Consider the following 21,910-nt stretch of genomic DNA (forward strand, 5'->3'; position numbering starts at 1 on the left):
TGACATTCGGGCAATCGCACCATTGCTCTATCGGTCTTGCGCAGCGCCTCATTCCACTCTGCCACAAATACCCAATATTTGTTTCTTCGGCGCGATTTTCGGCGGCCCGCCGATTACTACGCTGACATTCGGACACGAACTCAACAATCATCGCATCTGCGGTGGGATGCCGTGCTAACGAATGTCCAGTCTGTGTCCGAATGTCAGACCTGACACCAGCGGTGGGGGCAACAAAAAACCGGGTTTCCCCGGTTTTTTACCTCATCGCCAGCGCCGCGTCAGCGTGCCGGACGGCTCGACTTGGCCCAGAATTTCCACCACGCCTTCTCGCCCGAATTCGGATCGAGATATTTGCTGGTCGGGTAGTTGCGCTCGAAAATGCGCCTGGTGTCGTCGCGCAGTTGCGGCATGCCCAGCTTGTCGTAGTTGCGCATCATCAGGAACAATGCCTCTTCGCGCGCCGGCGCATCCTGGTAATCCGCCACCGCCGCCATCGCCCGGTTCAGCGACGCCAGGTAGGCGCCACGGTCGTGGTAGTAGTTGGCAACGTGGACTTCGTACTGCGCCATCGCGTTGATCAGGTACTTCATGCGGGCGATCGCATCGGCTGCGTAGATGCTGTCGGGGAACTTGTCGACCAGCGCCTTGAAGGCGGCGAACGCTTCACGCGTCGCTTTCGGGTCGCGCTCGGTTGGGTCTTGCTCGTACACGAAGCTGAGGAAGCCGATCTGGTCGTTGAAGTTGATCAGCCCGCGCAGGTAGTACATGTAGTCGACGTTCGGATGGTTCGGGTGCAGCTTGATGAAGCGCTCCACCGCCGCCAGCGCTTGCGCCTGGTCCTGGCTCTTGTAGTACGCGTAGGCAATTTCCATCTGCGCCTGCGCGGCATAATTGCCGAACGGGTAGTTGGTTTCGAGGCGCTCGAACAGCTTGATTGCCGCCTCGTAGTGACCACCCGCCATTTCTTCGCGTGCCTCAGCGTATAATTTCGTCACCGGCCAGTTTTTGGTCTCGTCGGTTTTTTCCGGCAACAAGCTGCAAGCGGATAAACCGAGCAGAAGAGTAGTAGCAATAACGCGCGATAATTTTTTTTGCATAACTTTTTGCAAGAGAGTATTAACTGAGATTCAACGAAAGGCTGATTATAGCCGATGGGACTGCTGTGATATTAACTCCAACGCCGAATTCGGCGGATTTGCCCTTAGACCCCGATCTGGAGATCGATCTCGACGACGAGGCAGGCGACGAATACGTTCCTGCCGCCACCGGCATCGACCTCTCTCCAATCCACCTCGAACTGACGCCGGACGCTTGCGGCCACCGTCTGGACAAGGTCATTGCCGGCCTGGTTCCGCAATTTTCGCGCAGCCGCCTGCAATTGTGGTTCGAAGCCGGCCACGTGCTGGTCGACGGCAAGCCCGCACGCGGCAAAGACACGGCCTATGGCGACGAAACGGTCGTCATCCTGCCACAAAGCGCGCCGGAAGACGAGGCCTACACGCCGGAAGCGATGGAATTGAACATCGTTTTCGAGGATGAGCATATCATCGTCATCAACAAACCGGCCGGCCTGGTGGTCCATCCGGGCGCCGGCAACTGGGCTGGCACCTTGCTCAACGGCCTGCTGCACCATTGCCCGCAACTGGCCGGCGTGCCGCGCGCAGGCATTGTGCACCGGCTCGACAAGGACACCAGCGGCCTGATGGTGATCGGCAAAACCCTGGCGGCGCAAACCGACCTGGTACGCCAGTTACAGGCGCGCACCGTCAAGCGCGAGTACTTTGCGCTGGTCTGGGGCACGCCGCAACTGAGCAGCACCATCGACGCGTCGATGGGCCGCCACCCGAAAGACCGGGTCAAGATGGCGGTGTCGACCAATTTTTCGGCCAAGCCGGCTATTACCCATTACCAGCGCATTGCTACCGGCATGTTGGACCGTCGTCCCGTCAGTTTGGTTCAATGCCAGCTCGAGACCGGCCGCACCCACCAGATCCGCGTGCACATGTTGTCGATCGGCTTCGCGCTGGTGGGCGACGCCGTGTACGGCAAGCAGCATCTGACGCCGGTATTTCCGCGCCAGGCGCTGCAGGCGCGCCGCCTGGGGCTGGTGCATCCGGCCAGCGGCGAGGATATGGAGTGGATCGTGCCGCTGGCCGATGATTTTGCCGAGCTGATCGAGCGCGCCGGCATTCCCGAGCCCGAGCAGGTCTGATGCCCGGCGTGCATGTCATCGCACCCGACTGGCCGGACATGCCGGCCGGCGTGGGGGCGCTTGCCACCACCCGCGCCGGCGGCGTCAGTCCGGCGCCGTATGATGACGGCGCTGGCGGCGGCGGCCTGAACCTGGGCCAGCATGTCGGCGACGATCCGGTGCTGGTCGAGCTCAACCGCGCGCGCCTGCGCCAGTCGTTGCCAGGCGAGCCGGCCTGGATCTCCCAGGTGCATGGGGTGGCCGTGGTCGACGCCGCCAGCGTGCAGCCCGGCCAGCCGGTGCGGGTGGGCGACGCCAGCATCGCGCACGCGCCCGGCGTGGTGTGCGCCATCATGACCGCCGATTGCCTGCCGGTGCTGTTCGCTTCCTTGGATGGCAAGGTGGTGGGCGCGGCGCATGCCGGCTGGCGCGGGCTGGCCGCGGGGGTGCTGGGCGAGACCGTGGCGGCCATGCGCGCCGCTGGCGCCGGCGAGATCAGCGCCTGGCTGGGGCCGGCAATCGGCCCGGGCCAGTTTGAAGTCGGCAGCGATGTGTTCGACAGCTTTGTCGCGCACGCGCGCGGCGCGGACGAGGCGGCATCGATGGCGCAGGCTTTCTCTGCCTTTCCCGGGCGTCCGGGCAAGTATCTGGCGGATATGTATATGCTGGCGCGCATTGTGCTGGCGCGCGACGGCGTACACCGTGTTTCCGGCGGAACGTACTGCACTGCAAGCGAGGGCGGTCGCTTCTATTCCTATCGGCGCGACCAGGTCACCGGTCGCCAGGCCAGCCTGATCTGGATTAAATAGGCGTCGGCCGCGTTTCAGTCGCCGCTGGAGCCGCCGCCGCTGTCCCCGCCGCCACTGTCGCTACTGCCGCTGTCGCTACTGCCGCTGTCGCTCCAGTCGGGGCTGTCGCTAGAGTCGGCGTCGCGTGCATTGCGCAGGCGCTCGCGCTCGCGCTCGCCGCTGGCGGCCGGCCCGTCCGGCTGGCGTCCCGCGCGTAGGCGGCGCGCCATTTCTTCTTTCTGTGCGATCTTCATGCGCCGCATCTTGGAACCGGCGATGTACCAGACTATTGACAAAGGCAACACACAATAGCCCAAAAAAGTCATAATCCCTGCGACAATACTGTGCTCGGTAAGCGCCATCAGTCCGACCACATAGATCCATGCAATAGCGACAAGCCACATACAACTTTCCTTGGAAAAGATTGAAACAATGAACGCAAACATGAATATGCCCGACCCGCAAGCGATGGCCTCCGCATGGATGGCGCAAATGACCGATCCATCCGCCTGGCAGGCGCTGTTCCGTCCGGCGCCGCTCGACACCAGCCCGGTCGCCACCCTGCTCAAGGATGCCGGCGCCACCATCCCGCAGCAAGCGCTCGATGCGCTGCGCAACGACTATCTGCAAAAAGCAGCGGGATTGTGGCAGGAATTCCTGTCCGGTAAAACCCCGGCGCTGGCCGACCGCCGCTTTGCCGCGCCGGAATGGCTGGCCAATCCGATGTCCGCCTACAGTGCCGCATCATACCTGTTAAACGCCGAATTCCTGACCGCCATGGCCAATGCCGTGGAGGCCGGTCCGCGCGAACGGCAGAAGATCCGTTTCGCCGTGCAGCAGATGGTCGACGCCATGTCGCCCGCCAATTTTTTGGCGACCAATCCGGAAGCGCAGCAACAACTCATCGAAACGAAAGGCGAGAGCCTCTCGCGCGGGCTGTCCAACATGCTGGGCGATATGCAGAAAGGGCGCATTTCGCTGTCGGACGAGTCGGCGTTTGAAGTCGGCCGCAACGTGGCCACCACGCCCGGCCAAGTGGTGTTCGAAAACCATCTGTTCCAGCTGATCCAGTACAGCCCGGCCACGCCGACCGTGCACCAGGTGCCGCTGCTGATGATGCCGCCTTGCATCAACAAGTTCTACATCCTCGATTTGCAGCCGGAAAACTCGGTGGTGCGCTATGCGGTAGAGCAGGGCAACACCGTGTTCCTGGTGTCGTGGCGCAATCCGGATGCCTCGCTGGGCGGCACCACCTGGGATGACTACGTCGAGACCGGCGCGATCAAGGCGATCGAGGTCGCGCGCGCCATTTCGGGCAGCGAGAAGGTCAACGCCTTCGGCTTTTGCGTCGGCGGCACCATCATGAGCACGGCGCTGGCGGTGCTGGCCGCGCGCGGCGAACAACCGGCCGCCAGCCTGACCCTGCTGACCACCTTGCTCGACTTCGAGGACACCGGCGTGCTCGAAGTGTTCATCGACGAAACCCAGGTCGCCATGCGCGAAAAAGCCCTGGCCAAAGGCGGGCTGATGCCGGGCCGCGACCTGGCGACGACGTTTTCCTCGCTGCGTCCGAACGACCTGGTGTGGAACTATGTGCAGTCGAACTATCTGAAAGGCAAGGAACCGCCGCCGTTCGACTTGTTGTACTGGAATTCGGACAGCACCAACCTGCCGGGCCCGATGTTTTGCTGGTATCTGCGCAATACTTACCTGGAAAACAGCCTCAAGGTGCCGGGCAAGCTGACCGTGGCCGGGTCCAGGGTCGACCTGGGCGCGATCGACGCGCCGGTGTTCGTGTACGGCTCGCGTGAAGACCACATCGTGCCGTGGAAGGCCAGCTATGCGTCGCTGGGCCTGCTCAATCCCGGCAAGGGCGGGGCCAACCGCTTCGTGCTGGGCGCGTCCGGGCATATTGCCGGGGTGATCAATCCGGCATCGAAGAACAAGCGCAGCTACTGGACCAACGATCCCGCCCCGGTGGCGGCGCCGGCCAAGGGCAAAGGCAAGGGCAAGAAGGCTGCGCCGGAAGCCGACGCCAACGCCGCCATCGTGCCGGCCGAGCAATGGTTCAGCGGCGCCACCGAGCATGTCGGCAGCTGGTGGCCGGAATGGGCGGCCTTTTTGGCCAATAACGGCGGCAAGGACGTCAGTGCCCCAAAGAAACTTGGGAATGCCGACTACCAGCCGATCGAGCCGGCGCCGGGGCGTTATGTGAAGGTGCGGGCCGACTGAATCTTGCAATGAGGCAGGGCAACGGGCGTTGCCCGGTACTTACGGTTTGGGTGCGGCGCACTATTTGCTGCACCCGACCGCGTAAAGTGGTATTTTTGCGAATATCCACTCTATAATGCAAAAAGCAGGCGTGTCAGGAGCGGACCTCAGTCCGCTTTTTTTTCGTGATCAGTCAACATGCGCTGCGGCGCAATAAGTGGAACCTTGAGATGAGTAGTGCAAAAAAGAGTACGGAACGCCTGATCAAGAAGTACCCGAATCGTCGTCTGTACGATACCCAGACCAGTTCGTATATCACCCTGACCGACGTCAAGCAGCTCGTGCTCGACGCCGACGAGTTCACCGTCATCGATGCCAAGAGCAGCGAAGACCTGACCCGCAGCATCTTGCTTCAGATCATCCTTGAAGAAGAAGCGAACGGCGCGCCGATGTTTTCGAGCGGCGTGTTGTCACAGATCATTCGCTATTATGGCCATGCCATGCAGGGGATGATGGGCTCGTACCTGGAGAAAAACGTCCAGGCCTTCACCGATATCCAGAACAAGTTCACTACCGGCCAGACCGGGACGTTCGAAGGCAAGCCTTTCAGCCCGGAGATGTGGACCCAGTTCATGAACGTGCAGGGACCGATGATGCAGGGGATGATGAACAACTACATCGACCAGAGCAAAAACCTGTTCGTACAGATGCAGGAACAGATGCAGAACCAGAGCAAGAGCATTTTCGGGGCGGCGTTTCCGTTTCCGCCGGTGGAGAAGAAGTAAGTCTGAAGCGGCTGTTTATGCCCCGAATACCTGTTAGTTCCGTCGTTCCCGCGAAGGCGGGAACCCAAGTTCGCCGAGCCGCTGTTGGCTACGGTACAAAATTGGGTTCCCGCCTTCGCGGGAACGACGAGGTAAGGGGGCAGGCACGATACGCAGTGCTGCGAACTTTCAAACCACCAACTCCCCGTCCCAAACAGGTATAATCGCAGATTACCCTGCTTTATTGTGCCTCCAACATGTCCGAACTTCGTCGTAATCCCCTTCCTGGTGCCGCTCCAAAAGTCGGCTTTGTCTCGCTCGGTTGCCCTAAAGCGCTGGTCGACTCCGAACAGATCCTGACCCAGTTGCGCGCCGAAGGTTACGAAACCGCGAAGTCGTACGAAGGCGCGGATCTGGTCATCGTCAACACCTGCGGCTTCATCGACGCCGCCGTACAAGAATCGCTCGACGCCATCGGCGAAGCGCTGGCCGAAAACGGCCGCGTCATCGTCACCGGCTGCCTCGGCGCCAAAAAAGATGCTGCCGGCGACGACATCATCATGAAGGTGCACCCGAAAGTGCTGGCCGTCACCGGTCCCCACGCCCTCGGCGAAGTCATGGACTCGGTCCACCTGCACCTGCCCAAGCCGCACGAGCCGTTCTTCGACCTGGTGCCGGCGCAGGGCATCAAGCTCACACCGAAGCATTACGCTTACCTCAAGATTTCCGAAGGCTGCAATCACCGTTGCAGTTTCTGCATCATCCCTTCGATGCGCGGCGACCTCGTGTCGCGTCCGATCGCCGACCTGATGATGGAAGCCGAAAACCTGTTCAAGGCCGGCGTCAAGGAATTGCTGGTCATCTCGCAAGATACCAGCGCCTACGGCGTCGACGTCAAGTTCCGCTCCGGTTTCTGGAACGGCCGCCCGGTCAAGACCCACATGACGCAACTGGTCGAAGCGCTGGGCCAACTGGCCGCGCAGTTCGGCGCCTGGGTGCGCCTGCACTATGTGTATCCGTATCCGCACGTCGACCAGATCATCCCGATGATGAGCGGCGGCAATGTCCTGCCTTACCTCGACATTCCGATGCAGCACGCCCATCCGGATGTGTTGAAGCGCATGAAGCGTCCGGCCAGCGGCGAGAAAAACCTCGACCGCATCCAGGCCTGGCGCGCCATGAACCCGGACCTGACGATCCGCTCGACCTTCATCGCCGGCTTCCCGGGCGAAACCGAAGCCGAATTCGAGTACTTGCTGGACTTCCTCAAGGAAGCCCAGATCGACCGCCTCGGCTGCTTTGCGTATTCGCCGGTGGAAGGCGCAACCGCCAACCTGCTCGATAATCCGGTGCCGGACGAAGTGCGCGAAGAGCGGCGCGGCCGCGTCATGCTGCTGCAAGAAGAAATCTCGGCCAAGCGCCTGCAGGCCAAGGTCGGCAAGACCATGCGCGTGCTGGTCGATGAAGTCGGCGGCAAGGAAGCCATCGGCCGCTCGTGGGCCGACGCGCCTGAAATCGACGGCGTGGTCCACATCAAGCGCTCGCTGGTACCGGGCAAGAAGCTCACCGTCGGCGAATTCGCCGAGGTCACCATCACCGCCGCCGACGCCCACGATCTCTGGGCTTCGGTAGTCTAGTCCCCCACGGCTGGCACGGCCGCAGCAAGTGGCCGCGCCGCCACTGCCAAGCCTGCCAGCCCGATGAAAACAACGTCCCCGCAAACCCAACTGATACACGACGCCTACCAGCCGCCCGCCGGCTTCGCGGCGTTTCCCACCCCGATCCATCACGCCTCGACGGTCCTGTTCAAGGATGTCGCCGCGATGCGTTCGGGCGACTGGAAAGACAAAAGCGCCTATACCTACGGCCTGCACGGCACGCCGACCACGTTCACGCTGGAAGCGCGCCTGGCCGCCATCGAAGACGGGCAGTTCTGCCTGCTGGCGCCGAGCGGGCTGGCGGCGATCGCCATGGTCGATTTTGCGCTGCTCAAAAGCGGCGACGACGTGCTGCTGCCCGATAATGTGTACAACCCGAACCGCGAACTGGGGCGCTGGCTCAGCGCCGACTTCGGGATCACGGCGCGCTATTACGATCCAATGATCGGGGCCGGCATCGCGCAACTGATGCAGCCGAATACGAAATTGGTCTGGACCGAGGCGCCGGGGTCGGTGTCGATGGAAGTGCCCGACCTGCCGGCCATCTGCAAGGCGGCGCATGCCGCCGGCGCGCTGGTGGCGCTCGATAACACCTGGTCGGCCGGGCTGGCGCTGCGCGGCTTCGAGCATGGCGTCGACATCATCATGCAGGCGCTGACCAAGTACCAGTCGGGCGGCTCGGATGTGCTGATGGGCGCCGTGATCACGCGCGAGCGTGCGCTCAACGACCGGCTGGCGATGGCGCATATGCGGCTCGGCATGGGTGTCAGCGCCGACGACGCGTACCTGGTGCTGCGCTCGCTGCCCACCATGCAGCTGCGTTTTGCGGCGCACGATGCGGCGGCGCGCAAGGTGGCGCTCTGGCTCAAGGCGCGTCCCGAGATTGCGCGCGTGCTGCATCCGGCGTTTGCCGATTGTCCGGGTCATGAGCACTGGAAGCGCGATTTTACCGGGGCGGGAGGCTTGTTTTCGGTGGTGTTCGATGCGCGTTACAGCGAAGAGCAGACCGACCGCTTTGTGGACAGCCTGGCCTTGTTCGGGATTGGCTACAGCTGGGGCGGGGCGAACAGCTTGGTCATGCCGTACCGGGTGCAGGCAATGCGCAAGGATTGGAAAGGTGCGGGAGTGCTGGTGCGCTTCAATATCGGGCTGGAAGAGGCCGATGACCTGATCGCGGATCTGGAGCAGGGCTTGGCGCGGCTGTGAGCCGCGTGTGCGTTCCGGACACTGGCTCGTCGTTACCCGTAGTTCGTCGTTCCCGCGCCAAGGCGGCCCTCGGCGGGAACCCAAGTACATTGATCCGACTATAGCTACGGTACGAAATTGGGTTCCCGCCTACGCGGGAACGACGAGCTTGCGCGGGAACGACGAGCTAACGATGGCAGCGAGCTGCCAGTAACGACGAGCTAACCGGAGCAACGAGCTAACCGGTGGCGGACGGTCCGGCTGACCGTCGTTAAGCCGGCATCGCCTGGTTCTTCTCCAGGTCAAAAAATCCTTTCAGCAGGCGATACGCTTTCCAGATCCACGCCAGTCCGCCGATGACCCATGCGATGAACAGGCCGATACCGAACACCCAGCCCAGCGCCACCGCAAAGAAAATAGCGACCACCATCCAGAAAACGAACCACCAGAACGAGCGGATCATCCAGCTGTGATGGCTGTAGACGAAGGTCCCTTGCGCCTCGCCGCGCTTGATGTAGTTGACGATCAGCGGGATCACCGACAGCATGCCCAGCGAGAAAACCAATGCCAGCGCATGCACAATGTACAGAATGCGCGCCATGTTTTTCTGTTCTTCCATATTCCGCTCCAAGGTCAGGTCTTGCGTCATGATGCATGCTCCTTTAACAATATGGGCCGATTGTAGCAGTCGCGCCGCCGCCTATCCTGAAATTTCGCATGCATATCATGCGTTTCGCATGAGAGCATCCACCCAGGAAACAATCCCGTTCACGTCCATCGCCCCCGGCTGGCGCGCCACCTCGCGGCCGTTGCAAAACAGCGCCAGCGTGGGAATGCTGCGGATGTTGTAGCGCGCCGCCAGGTCCTGCAAGTGCTCGGTATCGACCTTGAGCAGGCGCACGCGCGGCTCCAGCCGTTTGGCCGCTTGCAGGTAGGCCGGCGCCATCATCTTGCACGGCCCGCACCATTCGGCCCAGAAGTCGACCAGCACCGGAATGTCGTTGCGCTCGATATGCTTGTTGAAACGCGCCGTGTTGACGTCGATCGGCGCGCCGACGAACAGCTCTTTCGCGCATTTGCCGCATACCGGCGTGTCTTTCAGTCGCTCCTGGGCGAGCCGGTTGACCGCTTCGCAATGCGGGCAGACGATGTGGACGGGGTCGGTCATGAAATCCTCCTGCGTACAGATTGGTAAAACGCCATTGTAGACCGCGCGCCGTCCAAGCGTGTTCGGCTTGGCGCGCGAGGGCTGCTACACTTTCGCATCATGGCAAATACATCACATCATGCGCCCGGCGTGCTGCGCATCGGCTGCGCCGGCTGGACTATTGCGCGCGAGGTGGCGGCCTCTTTCGAAACCGAAGGCAGTCACCTGGAGCGCTACGCGGGCGTGCTCGGCACGGTCGAAATCAACTCGTCCTTCTATCGGCCGCACCAGAGCAAGACTTACGCGCGCTGGGCCGCGAGCGTGCCGCCGGCGTTTCGTTTCACGGTCAAGATGCCGCGCGCCATCACGCATGATGCGGGCCTGGCCGGCATCGAGGCGCCGCTGCGCCAGTTCGCCAGCGAAGCCGGGGCGCTGGGCGACAAGCTGGGCTGCCTGCTGGTGCAACTGCCGCCCAAGTTCGGTTTCAACGCCGCCGTCGCCGGCGATTTTTTCGCGCGCGTGAAAGACACCTTCGGCTGCATGCTCGCCTGCGAAGCGCGCCACCCCAGCTGGTTCGGCGAGGAGGCGAGCGCACTGCTCGAACGCGCGGGCGTCACGCGCGTGATCGCCGATCCGGCCAAGGGCCAGGAAGGGCCGCACGTGCCGACCACGCGGGCCATTTACGTGCGCCTGCATGGCTCGCCGCGCATCTACTACTCGTCGTATTCGCCGGCCTACATTGCGCAGCTGGCGCGCGACATGGCCATCCACGCGCGGCAGGGGCGCGACGTCTGGATCATTTTCGATAACACGGCGTCCGGCGCGGCGCTGCCCAATGCGCTTGAGCTGCGCGTGGCGCTTGACGGTCTGCCGGCGCTTACGCCAGCGCCAGGTCCAGGTCTTCCAGCCTGATCGGCTTGGTGAAGTGGCGCGCAAACCCGGCGTCGATGGCTTGGGTGCGGTCTTTTTCGCTGCCGTAGCCGGTCAGCGCAATGAGTTCGATGCCGGCCGTGCGGGCGTCGGCCTTGAGCGCGCGCGCCAGCGCATAGCCATCCATGCCGGGCAGGCCGATGTCGATCAGCGCCAGTTCCGGCTGCGAGGCCAGGGCCGTGGCAATCGCCTCAAGCCCGCTGGCGGCGCTGACCACGTCGCAGGAACGCAGTTGCAGCAGCATCGACATCATCTCGCGCGCGTCGGCGTTGTCTTCCACCAGCATCACGCGGCGCAGGCGCGGCGCCGGCGCGTTCACCGCACCCGGCAGCGCCGGCGTGTGCCCGGCCAGGCGCGGCAGGGTGACGGTGGCGATGCTGCCCTTGCCGCTGCCTTCGCTGTCGATGCGCACAAAGCCACCATGCAATTCGACCAGCCGGCGCACCAGCGACAGGCCGATGCCCAGGCCGCCATGCGCGCGTTGCAGGCTTTGCTTGCCCTGCACGAAAATATCGAACACGTGCGGCAGCAGCTCGGGCGCAATGCCCTGGCCCGCATCGCGCACGGACAGTTCCGCCGCCTCGCCCACCTGGCGCACGGTGAGCACGATTTCGCCGCCGCCCGGACTGTATTTGATGGCGTTGTCGAGCAGGTTGTCGATCACCTGCAGCAGGCGGGTGGGATCGGCGTTGACCGTCGTCGCCACGCTCTCGACCCGCACACTGAAGCCGGCGGTGCGCCCGCTGGCCGTGAGCGTGTCGACGCAGCGCTGCGCCACCTCGGCCAGGTCGACCGGCGCCTTTTGCAGTTCCAGCTTGCCCATCAGGGCGCGGTTCACTTCGAGCAGGTCGTCGACCAGTTTGCGCAGGTGGTCGGTCTGGCGCCGCAGCACGTCGCGCGCGCGCTGGGCCATGGCGTCGTCGACCTGGCGCGCGTTGTCGAGGATCGAGACGGCGCTGGCCACGGCGCTGAGCGGGTTGCGCAGCTCGTGGCCGAGCATCGCCAGGAATTCGTCCTTGGCCGCATTCTGTTCTTCGGCGCGGGCGCGCGCGGTTTTTTCGGACACCAGCAACGCATTGCGTTCGTTTTCGGCGTCGGTGCGCGAGCGCATCTCGGCCTGCAGGCGGTCGCTCGCTTCGCGGATCGCTTCGTTCAGGCTTTCCAGTTCATGGATGCCGGAACGCGCCAGCGCGCGCACTTCGCCGCCCCGGCCGAGCAGCGCGGCCGCTTGCGAGGCGCGCGCGACGAAACGCACCAGGTGGCGCCCGGCCAGCATGGCCAGCGCCAGCGCCGCCGCCAGCGCAATCACCAGGCCCGCGCCCATGACCGGCACGCCGCGCCAGACGGCCGCGTTGATCTCGGCCACCGGCGCGCCGATGATGATGGCCCAGCCCGAGCGCTCGGAGCGGGTGAAGGCGTCCACCACTTCCTTGTCGTCGCCCGACAGATGGTTGAATACGCCGCTGGGGGTCTTGTTGATGACCGCCAGCGTCTCCGGGCGCACCGTGAGGCCGACGAATTTGTCGGCGTTCTCGCTGCGCGCGATGATCACGCCGGCGCGGTCGAGGATCGCCACGCGCCAGCCGGGCGGCACGGCGCGCCCGGTAAACGAGTGCGCGAAAAAGGCTGGCGAAAAGGCCTGGCCGATCACGTAGCGCTGCCCGGACGGGGTCTGGATCGGCTCCTCCACCATCACGAAATGGTTCTTCAGCACTTCGCCCCATTTGATGCCGGTGACCTGGCCCTGGTTGGATGCCAGCATGGCGCCGACCTGGTCCGGATCGGGGCGCTTGGGCAGTGCGATGCCGTAGGGGCGGCGCGTATTGAGCAATTGCTGGCCATGGGTGTCGTACAGGATGATCCAGCCGCCCGGCGCGGCGCTGGCCTCGCGCGCCTCCTCGTAGAAGTGGGCCAGGTCGCCCTGCGCCAGCGCGTGCGAACGCCCCAGCACCTTGAGCACCGACTGGGCGCGGTAAATATCGGCATCGATGGCGCGCGCGGTCAGCGTGGCGCTTTGCTCGATGCGCCCGATGGCGGAACTGTGCTGGGTATCCTGCAAAATGTGCAGCGCAATGGCGCCGAAGACGGCGACCGGAACGACGATCGAGAGGGCCAGGACGATGTAGTGGGAACGCAGGCGCATCAGTGGGCGACGCTGCGGAAGTGGTTGAAGTGCTCTGGCATGGATCGATGGCGCTGGGTGAGGTGGGAACGGTGCGCAATTTTACCGCAGCGGCCGCCCGGCTTGCGAGAATCGCTTCAGCGCCCGCCGCCGCGCAGCCGGCGTTGCTCCACCTCATGCACCGCCAGCGGCAAGGTCGCGCGCCACAGGGCCAGTCCGGCCAGGCTGGCGCCGCCGCACAGCCAGCCGCGCAGGTCGAGGGTCGGTTGCGAGGACAGGAACCACATCATCGCCACCATGCCGCCGATCATCAGGAGCATGCCGGCCAGCGCCGCCCAGGCGCGCCAGTTGGCGGCGTTGGCTTGGGCGACGGTGCTCAGGGTCAGGGCGATCTGTTGGGTGATGTTCATGCAGGCAAGCATACAAGCTGGCATGGCGATTGTCCATTGGCAAGAGCGTCGCGTACGCGAGTGGCGCTAGCGCGTTCCTTGCTGGTACACTCAGCTCCGATGCTTAACTGAAACTTAACCTCATCCGGACGATACTGCGGGGCTGTGAACTGACGATGAAAACGTATCTTGGAAGTTGCCATTGCGGCGCGGTGCGCTTCGAGGCCGATATTGACCTGAGCCTGGAGACCTTGCGCTGCAACTGTTCGATGTGCAAGAAGATCCGCTGGTGGGCGGCCATCGTGAAGCCGGAATCGTTTCGCCTGCTGTGCGGGGCGTCCGAGCTGGGCGACTACCAGTTTCACCGGAGGGTCGAGCATCACCTGTTTTGCCGCCATTGCGGCGTGCGCCCGTTCAGCATCGGCCAGTCGCCCCGGCTCGGCAAGTTTTATGGCGTGAGCGTGGCCTGCCTGGACGGCGTGTCGGATGAAGAACTGTCGTGGGTGCCGGTCCGCTACGTGGACGGGCGCAACGACGAGTGGGACCAGGCGCCCGCCGAAACGGGCTACCTGTAGGGCTTGTCAGCGGTGGCGCCAGCCGCGCCCCACGTGGGCGCGCCCGTAGCCGTGATGGCCCCACGAACGCCCGAAGCCGAATCCCAGGCTGAGCGACACCGGCGGATACCAGATCGGTTCCTCGATGTACACCGGAGCCGGTACATACACCGGCCGCTGCACGTAGATGGGCGACTGCACGTAGACCGGTTGCGTCACGGTCACCGGGCGCGAGGAATATTCGACGCGCGAACCGTTGGGCGAGGCCGCCGCCACCTTGTCGCCGGTGCCCGGCGCGACCGGCGTGACCGACACCACGCGCCACTGCGACGGGTCGGACGGCTGGGCGTAGCCGCCGTTGGCATAGCCCGGCGCGGACGGATAGGTGGCGCAGCCGCCCAGCGCGACCAAGGTTGCGATAAGTAAGAGGTTTTTCATGGCAAGGCACTCCTTATTCTGATCCGATCACTATAGGCAAACGGCGCATGCCGGCGCTGCTACTTACACGTTGTTACACTCATGATAAGACATGAAACTTTTTTGTCATTGACAGTGCCAAACATGTACACTACGGAAATGTTTTTGTAACTGATATAACGTGGAGCGCAATTTGCAGGATGAAGAGCAGGGACCGGGCCATTATCAGCTGAAGCGACTGTTGGGAGAGGGTGGCTTCGGGCAAGTGTACGAAGCCTGGGACTCCAAGCTCCAGCGTATTATCGCCATCAAGCGGCTCAAGCCGCAACTGCTTTCGGCGCGACCAGAAAACCTGCTCGACGAGGCGCGTCTCGCCGCGTCCCTGCGCCATCCCGGCTTCGTGCGCATCTTCTCGATCGAGGGCGATGCCGCCCAGCAATCGATCATCATGGAATTCGTCGACGGCTGCACCTTGCGCGAAGCCGGCAAGCGCGGTCCGATGCCCGAGGCCCAAGTGCTCGACATCGTCGACCAGGTGGCCGACGCCATGTGCGAAGCCCACGCCGCCAAGCTGATCCACGGCGACCTCAAGCCGGCCAACCTGATGCTCGAACCCGGCGGCAGGGTGCGCATCATGGATTTCGGGCTGGCGCGCAAGATCGACCCGCAAGCGACCGAATCGGTGGTGTTCGACCAGACCGAAGGCACCATCGCCTACCTGGCGCCGGAACTGATGATGGGCTCGACCCTGAGCCCGCAAAGCGATGTGTACGCGCTGGGCGTGGTGATGTATGAATTGCTGACCGGCACGCGCCCCTTTTCGCACCTGAGCGGGCTGGCCCTGGCCGCCGCCCATATCCAGTCGTCCTCGGGCGTGTGGCCGTTTCCACCGGACGCCAGCCCGGATGTGATCGCCCTGGTGCGGGCCATGGCGGCGCGCCAGCCCGAGGACCGCCTGGCCTCGATGCAGGCGGTGCGCGCGGCGCTCGCCGCGCTGGGCGGCGGGCCGGGCGCGCCTCTAGCGGCGGCGGCGCCGGCGCGCTCGCTCAGGAGCCGCGCCGCCGCGCTGTTGAACACGCGCGCGCGTCGCTACGGCTTGCTTGCCGTCGTCGTCGTCGTGTCCATCGGCGCCGGGCAAGCGCTGATCCCGCCCGCGTGGTTCGGGCCGCACACGCCCTTCTTTTCCGAGTCGGCCGCCATGCGCGGCGGACTGACGGCCCTGACCACCTTCGACCGCGACGAGAGCCTCGACCTGGCGATTCGCAACTTCACCTCGATCCTCGACCGCCAGCCCGATCACGCCGCCGCCGCGGCCGGACTGTCGCTGGCCTACGCACTGCGCCACACGGGCGACACGCGCGACGATGTCTGGCTGCGCCGGGCCGATGCCAGCGCCCAGCTGGCCTTGAAACTGAACGACCAGCTGGCGCTGGCGTACGCGGCGCAGGGCGTGGTGCGGATGGGACAGCAACGCGACGCGGAAGCGCTCGATTTTGCCGACAAGGCCTTGCGGCTCGATCCGATGGACCGCTTCGGACTGCTTCTCAAGGGCGATGCCCTGACCCGCATGCGGCGCTATGCGGAGGCGGAGCGAACCTTGCTCGATGCGGTGCGCATGCATGAGCGCGATCATGTTTTTCTCGACTTGCTGGGGACGCTTTACCATCACCAGGGCAAGTACCTGGCGGCGGAGCAATCGTTCCGCCGCAGCATCGTACTCGAGCCCGATGCGGTCATCGCCTATGCCAACCTGAGTTCGGCGCTGTTGCGCCAGAACCGCACGGATGAAGCGCTGCAAGTGTTGCAGCAGGGTCTGCAGGTGCGCCCGAGCGGCCGGCTCTACAACAATCTGGGAAATGTCTTGTTCAACCGCGGCGATTACGTGGGCGCCGCGCAAGCCTTTGAAGAATCGGTCTCCGGGGCAAAGGGCAATCCGAACGATTATTTGCGCTGGGCCAACCTGGGCGATACCTTGCGCTGGATACCCGGACGCACCGCCGCCTCGAACAACGCCTATCGCCAGGCGGTCGGCTTGTTGAAGCCGCTGCTTGAGCGTTCGGGGTCGAAACCGGTGCTGATCTCGCGCATGGGCTTGTATTCGGCGCGCGTGGGCGACCGCGACGCCGCCATGGTGTACACGCGCCAGGCGCTCAAGGCCGATCCGTCCAGTGCCGATGTGCACTTCCGCGCAGCCATGTCACACGAAATCCTGGGTGACCGGGACACTGCCCTGGCCGAGTTGATGATCGCGCAAGAGCGCGGTTATCCGGCCAACCTGATCCGGTCCGAGCCCGACCTGACCGCGTTGCGGCGCGACCCCCGCTATCTCCACTCCACCACCAAAGGCGAAAAATGAAAAAACCGACATCGATGCTATTGGAAGCAAATTTCGATATTAACCAGATCGGCGAGACACTGGAATGGAAGTTCAGCCGCAAGGATGGCAATGGTAATCCCGTCAAGGGCCGCTATGCCGGCGCCATCTATTTTACGGTGGGCGAGCAGATGCATATCCGGATCCGCGCCGGCGGCTACGAGAAATTCGAATCGTTCCAGGTGCTCGACTGCACCCTGATCACGCGTCCGCAGATTCGTTCCATCGCGCCGGGCGTGCTGCCCGAGTACGCGCCGCCATCGCCGTTCATCGATAATGAACACGTGCGCGTCAAGGGCGCCAGCGTGCAAATCCCGGCAGAACAGTTCTTGCGGGACAAGGCCGACAGTGACGATCCGCTGTATCACAAAAAAGCGCTGAAATGGGACAAGCACCTGACCGTCGGCGCCTGTACCGGGCGCTGGGAAGTGTCCTTTGTGCTGACCGTGCTGATCACGCGCGCCTCGGGCGAGACCAGCCAGCGCGTGTTCGTGTTCGATCCTGAAAGCGAAGTCGGCGGGGGCATTGCCCCAACCGTCGAGGCGCTCGCTCCGGGCGCGGCCTCCGACCAGGTCGCGTGCATGCCGGAAAGTGAAGTCGGCGGAGGCATCGCTCCGGCCTGATCAGCCTTAGGCGAGGCTGGTGTCGAGCCCCAGCACCCGCAAATGGCGGCGCAAGGCTTCGCTCGGCGTTTTCAGGCGCGAGGCGCAGCGGGCCAGGTCGCCGCCGTGGGCGCTCAGGGCGGCGTCGAGTTCCTCGCGCGGAATCAGGGCCGCCGGGCGGATCGCCGGATGCGCTTCGATCAGCTTGTACAGCGACGGGCGCGACAAGCCCAGTTGCTGGGCCGCGCCGCTGATCTGCCAGCCGTGTTCTTCCAGCGCGCCGAGCAGGTCGTCATTGCTGACCTCGGCCAGCTTGCGGCGCGGCGCGGCGTCCGCCGGCGCTTTCTGGCTGGCGCTGCGCGGTTGCGCGGCCGAGGCCGGGTAGCCCAGGCCGAGCGCGCGCGCCGGCGCCGGCGCATGCACGTATTGCGACAGCAGCGGCCGCTCGCCCGCCTGCAAGGCCATCACCATCCTGCGCGCCACATTGGCCAACTGGCGGATATTGCCCGGCCAGTCATAATTGCACATCTCGGACACCAGCGCCGGCGGAAACGCCGCCAGCTCGGCGTTGTTCAACTCGCACCCCTTGAGCATATGCAGCAGCAGCACGCCGATATCCTCGCGCCGCTCGCGCAGGGTCGGCACCCGGATCACGAACGCCTCCATGCGGCGCAGCAAAGGCTGGTTGAAGCCGCGCGCGTCCAGGTCCTGGTCGGTGGCGGCGATCAGGCGCGCCGTGGTGCGCGCATCGGTGCTCGCGCCAAGCGGGCGATAGGAGCCCGTTTCCAGCACCCGCAGCAGCATCGGCTGCACCGAGGCCGGCGTGTCGCCCAATTCATCGAGAAACAGGGTGCCGCCATCGGCCTCGGCAAACAGGCCCTGGCGCGGCGCCTGCGCGCCCGTGTACGCGCCCTTGACCGCGCCGAACAGGTCGGCCGCGGCCAGCGACTCGCTCAGGGTCGCCATGTTGACCGCCACCAGCGGATTGGCGCTGCGCTTGCTGGCCTGGTGGATGGCGCGCGCGGCCACATCCTTGCCGGTGCCGGTTTCGCCGAGCAGCAGCACGGCCAGGTCGGTGCCCGCCACCTGGCGGATCAGCTCGCGTGTGGCGATCGCGCCACTACTCACGCCCAATAAGCCCGGAAACAGGTTAGGGCGCGGGAAACTCGTCATCCAGTGCAGGCACAGCAGCACATGGCCGCCCAGGCCCAGCACCACGCCGCCTTTGACTTCGTCGCGCGTAAAGCGGCGCGTGCCGCTCAGCACCGTGCCATTGACTTCGAGCGCCATGCGGCTGTCGGGTGCGGCCAGCTCGACGCTGTCGTCACTGGTGCGGCGCACCACCAGCGGCGCGCGCGCGATGGCGCGGTGGCCGAGTGCGATGCCGTCCTGGCCGGGACGGAAGAACAGCGGCGTATAGCGGCATACCTCGATCGTGCCTTCCTCGGCCGGGCCGATGAACTGCTCGCCGATGCGCTCCGTTTCCGGATGCCACAGGATGGTCAGGCCCAGCAAGGCACTTGTGATGCCATTTTTTTGCGAGAAAAGCTGCGTCGTCAACGTGTTATCAACATCATTCACCGGGGTCTCCATGGTACCGCGTTTAGTATTTGCCAATTATAGAGCACGGACGACAATAGTTGACATGTAAAGAGCGGTCCGCTTACACGTTTTTTACACGTCGCGTGTCAATGACACGTCAGCGGCTTACGCGTTACCTTTCCGCCAGACATGTAAATAGAAGCGCATTTACATGCTCGTTGACATGTTTTCCCTAAAAACAAGCCTTTTCTGCATGATATTTCGGCACTTATCAGCATGGCACGGTAGTTGCTAAGTATCCATGGCGGCCTTGTTGGGTAGCAAGTAGTCAATCTGCCGGAGAGAGTTGGAAAACATGGGTATTGTGATCGAAAGTTATGCATTCGTTGGCGTGGCAACCCGGGCGACCGGGCCGACGGCACAGGTATGGCTGCCGCCGGGTTTCACGCTCACCGGCGGCGGCGCCTACGACATGGGCCGCGGCACGTCGAACACACTGACGGCCTGCTACCCGACCCGCAACCAGTGCGGCGTCTACAACGGCTGGGCTGCGGCCGGACGCGACTTCGGCCTGGCCGACCCGGTGCCGCTGGCCGTGTACGCGGTCGGCATCCGCATCATCCGCGACGGCGTGCCGGTCAAGATCGAGCAGCAAGTGTTTTCGGCCACCAGCGCGCTGATTTCGGACCCGGGCGTGAGCGTCAAGCTCGGCGCCGGCTGGATCGGCACCGGCGGCGGCGCCCAGGATAACTACGCCACCCCGATCAACGGCAATATGCTCACCGCCAGCTACCCGCTGATCGGCGCCGACGGCAATATCTGCGGCTGGAGCGCCTCCGGGCGCGAACACGACGCGCTCGACCAGGCCCGCGTGACCGCCTTTGTGATCGGCATCCGCACCGGGCCCGACGTGGCGCTCGCAGCGCGCATCGTCTCGAACACCAGCCTGCTGACCGGCTACCCGAGCGCGCTGGTGGCTGTCCCGCACGGCAATGCGGTGGTGGCCGGCGGCGGCGCCCTGGTCGGCGAGAGCGGGCGCAACACCATGCTGAGCGCCTCGTGCCCCATCATCAGCAGCCAGGACGGTCGCCTTACCGGCTGGTTCGCCGCCCGCAAAGTACAAAAATCGGCCCCGCCGAGCGGCATTACCGCCTATGGAGTCTTGCTTGAAGCTGCGTGACTGGATCCTGGTGCTGATGGCCGTGCTGGCGCTGGCGGCCGACCTGCCCGAGCGCGCAGCCATGGCCGGCAAGCAGCCCACAACCGCCCTGACAACCGGGCCCGCGCCAGCGCAGCCGGCCCCGGTACCTTATAACCTCGATCGAACGAGGGATACCGCCAGACGATAGGCGGATGGCGTTCCACCACGCCCGCCGCCACCTATGTCGTCTTCTTTTAACGCGCACCAAGGTGCGCGTTTTTTTTCGCCTTGCCGGGCCGCCTATAATCGGGTTTTCACCACGACGGGAGCACGCATGTTCACCATTCGCCTCGCACGCATGTCCGAAAAACCCCTGCTCGAGGCCTTGATTGCGCGCTCGGGGATCGGGCTGGCCGCCGGCTTTTACACGCCGCAGCAAGCCGCTGCCATCACGCGCGAGGTGTTCGGCGTGGACAGCGCCCTGGTCCAAGACGGCACCTATTTCGCCATCGAGGAAGATAGTACGGTGGTGGCCTGCGGCGGCTGGAGCCGGCGCGCCACCGACTTTGGCGGCGATGGCGCCAAGCATGGCAACGACCGCCTGCTCGATCCGGCCAGCGAGCCGGCCCGCATCCGCGCGTTTTTCGTCGATCCCGCGATGGCGCGGCGCGGGCTGGGCAGCATGCTGCTGCGGCACTGCATGGAGGCGGCCGCGCGGGCCGGCTTTGGTTCGCTGGAACTGGTCTCGACCCTGCCGGGCGAACCCTTGTACCTGGCGCACGGTTTCGTGGCGCTCGAACCGGTCGCGCTGTCGCTGGCCGATGGCGTGGTGGTGCGGCTGACCCGCATGGGACGCAGCCTGTCGCGCCAGCCTGGCGGCTGAAACGCCAGCACGCCGTCGGCAAGCGCTTGTTAGTGTGAACGTTGTGTAAATTCAACAACAATTCATCGCGTGCGCGCGCGCTGCTGCTATATTGTCGCTTCGAATAATTTTGTAATTAAATCAAGGTAAATCCATGAACAAATTCGCCGCAGGTGTGGTGGTCGCGGCCACGCTGGCGTCACCGCTGCTGGCCCAGGCACAGGTGCGCGTTGACGCCAGCCTGAACAATTTCTCGTACACGCTGGTCGACTTGTTGCCCGACGATGGCATTGTCCCGTCGCTCAGCATCGTCGCGCCCGGCGGTTTTGCCGGCGGCTCCCGGATATATGGCAACCTCAGCCAGTATGGCGACACGGTGCCACAGTTGGACGACAGCCGTACACAATCGACAACCCGCTATAACCGCGATATCACGGCGCGTGTCGACTCGCCTGCCGGCAAGGCAAGCGCCAGCGTAAGCGGTACTGATTTTGCTTCATTGCAATTGCGCACCACGGCCTCGACCACCAGCACCACGGCTGGAACCCGGCAGACGAATGCGTACGCCAGTTCCAATATTGTCGAGTTTGTGCTCTCGCCGGGCACGCAGGTCTCGTTTTTCGCAGACTTCAACGGCAGCGCCTTGACCGCGCAGCCAAAAGGCAGCCGGTTTCGGGAAGATGCCGAGATCGAGGGTTCGTTTTCTTTAGTCGGCTATGTGCAGGACCGCGCGATTGGCGGTGACTCAAAATTGATCAGGGTGAAAGCGGCGAACGGCTATTACGACGCAAGTCCTCCAGCGACGATGTCTGCCCATGAGCGTTTCTCGCTGACGTTCGACAACAACTCGGCGTTTTCATCGAACCTGAATCTGAAGTTCGCCTTGAACGCGTCCGCGGACACCCAGTACTACAGCACGCTGCCACTGCCGGTACCTGAGCCGGCCACCACGGCCATGCTGCTTGCCGGACTGGGCCTGGTCGCGGGCGCAGCCCGTCGCCGCCGCAAGATCCAGGGCAACTAAATCATTATT

22 protein-coding genes are annotated in these 21,910 nt (G+C 64.1%); 14 read left to right on the plus strand and 8 right to left on the minus strand.

Translation table 11 applies throughout. The features are described from left to right. Positions 1-278: 278 nt before the first annotated feature. The gene (locus F0185_RS02585) at positions 279-1,097 is read right to left on the minus strand and encodes an outer membrane protein assembly factor BamD (RefSeq protein WP_167221344.1); all 819 of its coding nucleotides are present in this window, start codon (positions 1,095-1,097) and stop codon (positions 279-281) included. 65 nt (positions 1,098-1,162) lie between these two features. On the opposite strand from F0185_RS02585, the gene F0185_RS02590 reads away from it, so the two are divergent. Both F0185_RS02590 and pgeF read left to right on the plus strand, forming a co-directional pair. After that, positions 1,163-2,212 (plus strand): RluA family pseudouridine synthase, encoded by a 1,050-nt coding sequence (locus F0185_RS02590; RefSeq protein ID WP_166885228.1) that lies wholly within the window; start codon positions 1,163-1,165, stop codon positions 2,210-2,212. Further along, entirely contained in the window at positions 2,212-3,000 is a 789-nt protein-coding gene (gene pgeF, locus F0185_RS02595) for a peptidoglycan editing factor PgeF (RefSeq protein WP_187362433.1), read from the plus strand. Before F0185_RS02590 ends, pgeF begins: the two co-directional genes overlap by 1 nt. 14 nt (positions 3,001-3,014) lie before the next feature. Here the strand turns inward: pgeF and F0185_RS02600 are convergent, their stop codons facing one another. Beyond that, the gene (locus F0185_RS02600) at positions 3,015-3,233 is read right to left on the minus strand and encodes a hypothetical protein (RefSeq protein ID WP_167221336.1); all 219 of its coding nucleotides are present in this window, start codon (positions 3,231-3,233) and stop codon (positions 3,015-3,017) included. A gap of 190 nt (positions 3,234-3,423) precedes the next feature. Here F0185_RS02600 and phaC point away from each other — a divergent pair, with 190 nt between their 5' ends. The 4 genes from phaC (at position 3,424) to F0185_RS02620 (ending at position 8,818) form a co-directional block, all read left to right on the plus strand. Beyond that, entirely contained in the window at positions 3,424-5,211 is a 1,788-nt protein-coding gene (gene phaC / locus F0185_RS02605; protein ID WP_167221346.1) for a class I poly(R)-hydroxyalkanoic acid synthase, read from the plus strand. A 209-nt stretch (positions 5,212-5,420) separates the two neighbouring features. Further along, a complete protein-coding gene (phaR, locus tag F0185_RS02610; protein ID WP_167075505.1) occupies positions 5,421-5,975 on the plus strand; it encodes a polyhydroxyalkanoate synthesis repressor PhaR in 555 nt (184 codons plus the stop codon). Positions 5,976-6,211: 236 nt separating this feature from the next. Next, complete coding sequence (gene rimO / locus F0185_RS02615) at positions 6,212-7,591, plus strand: 30S ribosomal protein S12 methylthiotransferase RimO (RefSeq protein WP_167221348.1); 1,380 nt, start codon at positions 6,212-6,214, stop codon at positions 7,589-7,591. Positions 7,592-7,654: 63 nt separating this feature from the next. Beyond that, the gene (locus F0185_RS02620) at positions 7,655-8,818 is read left to right on the plus strand and encodes a cystathionine beta-lyase (protein ID WP_167221350.1); all 1,164 of its coding nucleotides are present in this window, start codon (positions 7,655-7,657) and stop codon (positions 8,816-8,818) included. Positions 8,819-9,068: 250 nt separating this feature from the next. Here the strand turns inward: F0185_RS02620 and F0185_RS02625 are convergent, their stop codons facing one another. Together F0185_RS02625 and trxC are read right to left on the minus strand one after the other, a co-directional pair. Continuing rightward, on the minus strand, positions 9,069-9,446 hold the full coding sequence (locus F0185_RS02625; RefSeq protein WP_166885217.1) for a DUF4870 family protein: 378 nt from the start codon (positions 9,444-9,446) through the stop codon (positions 9,069-9,071). A gap of 75 nt (positions 9,447-9,521) precedes the next feature. Further along, complete coding sequence (gene trxC / locus F0185_RS02630) at positions 9,522-9,965, minus strand: thioredoxin TrxC (protein WP_167221352.1); 444 nt, start codon at positions 9,963-9,965, stop codon at positions 9,522-9,524. A 99-nt stretch (positions 9,966-10,064) separates the two neighbouring features. On the opposite strand from trxC, the gene F0185_RS02635 reads away from it, so the two are divergent. Further along, a complete protein-coding gene (locus tag F0185_RS02635; RefSeq protein WP_167221354.1) occupies positions 10,065-10,856 on the plus strand; it encodes a DUF72 domain-containing protein in 792 nt (263 codons plus the stop codon). Here F0185_RS02635 and F0185_RS02640 read toward each other — a convergent pair. Next, positions 10,822-13,017: a hybrid sensor histidine kinase/response regulator gene (locus F0185_RS02640; protein ID WP_167221356.1), complete on the minus strand. Its 2,196-nt coding sequence runs from the start codon at positions 13,015-13,017 to the stop codon at positions 10,822-10,824. The genes F0185_RS02635 and F0185_RS02640 overlap by 35 nt on opposite strands. A 116-nt stretch (positions 13,018-13,133) precedes the next feature. After that, positions 13,134-13,406, minus strand: coding sequence for a hypothetical protein (locus F0185_RS02645; protein WP_167221358.1), 273 nt, complete (start codon positions 13,404-13,406; stop codon positions 13,134-13,136). 155 nt (positions 13,407-13,561) lie between these two features. Between F0185_RS02645 and F0185_RS02650 the strand changes: the two genes are divergently transcribed. After that, positions 13,562-13,960 carry a GFA family protein gene (locus F0185_RS02650; protein ID WP_167221360.1) on the plus strand — a complete coding sequence of 133 codons (399 nt, stop codon included), beginning with the start codon at positions 13,562-13,564 and terminating at the stop codon, positions 13,958-13,960. 6 nt (positions 13,961-13,966) lie between these two features. Here the strand turns inward: F0185_RS02650 and F0185_RS02655 are convergent, their stop codons facing one another. Continuing rightward, entirely contained in the window at positions 13,967-14,377 is a 411-nt protein-coding gene (locus tag F0185_RS02655; RefSeq protein ID WP_167221362.1) for a hypothetical protein, read from the minus strand. Between the two features lie 160 nt (positions 14,378-14,537). Here F0185_RS02655 and F0185_RS02660 point away from each other — a divergent pair, with 160 nt between their 5' ends. Together F0185_RS02660 and F0185_RS02665 are read left to right on the plus strand one after the other, a co-directional pair. After that, positions 14,538-16,712: a serine/threonine-protein kinase gene (locus F0185_RS02660; RefSeq protein ID WP_167221364.1), complete on the plus strand. Its 2,175-nt coding sequence runs from the start codon at positions 14,538-14,540 to the stop codon at positions 16,710-16,712. Next, the gene (locus F0185_RS02665; protein WP_167221366.1) at positions 16,709-17,353 is read left to right on the plus strand and encodes a hypothetical protein; all 645 of its coding nucleotides are present in this window, start codon (positions 16,709-16,711) and stop codon (positions 17,351-17,353) included. The genes F0185_RS02660 and F0185_RS02665 overlap by 4 nt, the downstream gene beginning before the upstream one ends. A 6-nt stretch (positions 17,354-17,359) precedes the next feature. On the opposite strand, the gene F0185_RS02670 is transcribed toward F0185_RS02665, so the two are convergent. Next, positions 17,360-18,892 (minus strand): sigma 54-interacting transcriptional regulator, encoded by a 1,533-nt coding sequence (locus tag F0185_RS02670; RefSeq protein ID WP_167221368.1) that lies wholly within the window; start codon positions 18,890-18,892, stop codon positions 17,360-17,362. A gap of 337 nt (positions 18,893-19,229) precedes the next feature. On the opposite strand from F0185_RS02670, the gene F0185_RS02675 reads away from it, so the two are divergent. The 4 genes from F0185_RS02675 to F0185_RS02690 all read left to right on the plus strand — a co-directional run bounded on the left by F0185_RS02675 (position 19,230) and on the right by F0185_RS02690 (position 21,901). Then, positions 19,230-20,054: a hypothetical protein gene (locus F0185_RS02675; RefSeq protein WP_167221370.1), complete on the plus strand. Its 825-nt coding sequence runs from the start codon at positions 19,230-19,232 to the stop codon at positions 20,052-20,054. Further along, positions 20,041-20,223 carry a hypothetical protein gene (locus F0185_RS02680; RefSeq protein ID WP_167221372.1) on the plus strand — a complete coding sequence of 61 codons (183 nt, stop codon included), beginning with the start codon at positions 20,041-20,043 and terminating at the stop codon, positions 20,221-20,223. The genes F0185_RS02675 and F0185_RS02680 overlap by 14 nt, the downstream gene beginning before the upstream one ends. A 126-nt stretch (positions 20,224-20,349) precedes the next feature. Next, a complete protein-coding gene (locus F0185_RS02685; RefSeq protein WP_167221374.1) occupies positions 20,350-20,898 on the plus strand; it encodes a GNAT family N-acetyltransferase in 549 nt (182 codons plus the stop codon). Positions 20,899-21,031: 133 nt separating this feature from the next. Next, on the plus strand, positions 21,032-21,901 hold the full coding sequence (locus tag F0185_RS02690) for a PEP-CTERM sorting domain-containing protein (protein ID WP_167221376.1): 870 nt from the start codon (positions 21,032-21,034) through the stop codon (positions 21,899-21,901). Positions 21,902-21,910: the final 9 nt, after the last annotated feature.

It is taken from the genome of Massilia rubra, assembly GCF_011682065.1.
Classification (GTDB): Bacteria; Pseudomonadota; Gammaproteobacteria; order Burkholderiales; family Burkholderiaceae_D; genus Telluria_A; species Telluria_A rubra.

What these genes read in the sequence shown, in the direction of transcription:
- F0185_RS02585 (WP_167221344.1), bottom strand. Translation starts at nt 1,097, where the DNA reads ATGCAAAAAAAATTATCGCGCGTTATTGCTACTACTCTTCTGCTCGGT.
- pgeF (WP_187362433.1), top strand. Translation starts at nt 2,212, where the DNA reads ATGCCCGGCGTGCATGTCATCGCACCCGACTGGCCGGACATGCCGGCC.
- F0185_RS02600 (WP_167221336.1), bottom strand. Translation starts at nt 3,233, where the DNA reads ATGAAGATCGCACAGAAAGAAGAAATGGCGCGCCGCCTACGCGCGGGA.
- phaC (WP_167221346.1), top strand. Translation starts at nt 3,424, where the DNA reads ATGAATATGCCCGACCCGCAAGCGATGGCCTCCGCATGGATGGCGCAA.
- phaR (WP_167075505.1), top strand. Translation starts at nt 5,421, where the DNA reads ATGAGTAGTGCAAAAAAGAGTACGGAACGCCTGATCAAGAAGTACCCG.
- rimO (WP_167221348.1), top strand. Translation starts at nt 6,212, where the DNA reads ATGTCCGAACTTCGTCGTAATCCCCTTCCTGGTGCCGCTCCAAAAGTC.
- F0185_RS02620 (WP_167221350.1), top strand. Translation starts at nt 7,655, where the DNA reads ATGAAAACAACGTCCCCGCAAACCCAACTGATACACGACGCCTACCAG.
- F0185_RS02625 (WP_166885217.1), bottom strand. Translation starts at nt 9,446, where the DNA reads ATGACGCAAGACCTGACCTTGGAGCGGAATATGGAAGAACAGAAAAAC.
- trxC (WP_167221352.1), bottom strand. Translation starts at nt 9,965, where the DNA reads ATGACCGACCCCGTCCACATCGTCTGCCCGCATTGCGAAGCGGTCAAC.
- F0185_RS02635 (WP_167221354.1), top strand. Translation starts at nt 10,065, where the DNA reads ATGGCAAATACATCACATCATGCGCCCGGCGTGCTGCGCATCGGCTGC.
- F0185_RS02640 (WP_167221356.1), bottom strand. Translation starts at nt 13,017, where the DNA reads ATGCGCCTGCGTTCCCACTACATCGTCCTGGCCCTCTCGATCGTCGTT.
- F0185_RS02645 (WP_167221358.1), bottom strand. Translation starts at nt 13,406, where the DNA reads ATGAACATCACCCAACAGATCGCCCTGACCCTGAGCACCGTCGCCCAA.
- F0185_RS02650 (WP_167221360.1), top strand. Translation starts at nt 13,562, where the DNA reads ATGAAAACGTATCTTGGAAGTTGCCATTGCGGCGCGGTGCGCTTCGAG.
- F0185_RS02655 (WP_167221362.1), bottom strand. Translation starts at nt 14,377, where the DNA reads ATGAAAAACCTCTTACTTATCGCAACCTTGGTCGCGCTGGGCGGCTGC.
- F0185_RS02665 (WP_167221366.1), top strand. Translation starts at nt 16,709, where the DNA reads ATGAAAAAACCGACATCGATGCTATTGGAAGCAAATTTCGATATTAAC.
- F0185_RS02675 (WP_167221370.1), top strand. Translation starts at nt 19,230, where the DNA reads ATGGGTATTGTGATCGAAAGTTATGCATTCGTTGGCGTGGCAACCCGG.
- F0185_RS02685 (WP_167221374.1), top strand. Translation starts at nt 20,350, where the DNA reads ATGTTCACCATTCGCCTCGCACGCATGTCCGAAAAACCCCTGCTCGAG.
- F0185_RS02690 (WP_167221376.1), top strand. Translation starts at nt 21,032, where the DNA reads ATGAACAAATTCGCCGCAGGTGTGGTGGTCGCGGCCACGCTGGCGTCA.